General features: G+C 42.7%; 1 pseudogene. It reads left to right on the top strand.

The features are described from left to right. Positions 1–17 precede the first annotated feature (17 nt). A pseudogene (locus tag QWJ41_RS21075) lies at positions 18–281 on the top strand (hypothetical protein); the annotation flags it as partial.

Genomic DNA, 281 nt, shown 5'->3' with positions numbered 1-281 from the left:
GCAAAACATTTGTGCCCATGCAAACGGCAGAACGCTGGCAATTGAGCAACGCACCTGTTTTTTCAATGGCCGCTTGCCGGGCAAGTGTGGATATTTTTGATGAGGTTGGAATGAAAAAACTCAATGAAAAAAGCAAAAAACTTTCAGCGTTTTTAGCTGAGGTTGTGAAGGAAGTAAGCGAAGAAAAGAAAAATTGTTTACAGATCATCACCCCCGAAAAGAACCGAGGCTGTCAGGTTTCTTTCATTGCTAACGGTTACGGAAAACCCCTGTACAGCAAA

The organism is Nocardioides cremeus (assembly GCF_030518195.1).
Classification (GTDB): Bacteria; Actinomycetota; Actinomycetes; order Propionibacteriales; family Nocardioidaceae; genus Nocardioides; species Nocardioides cremeus.
The sequence above is the reverse complement of the archived record's forward strand: the minus strand, read 5'-3'. Positions and strand labels throughout refer to the sequence as shown.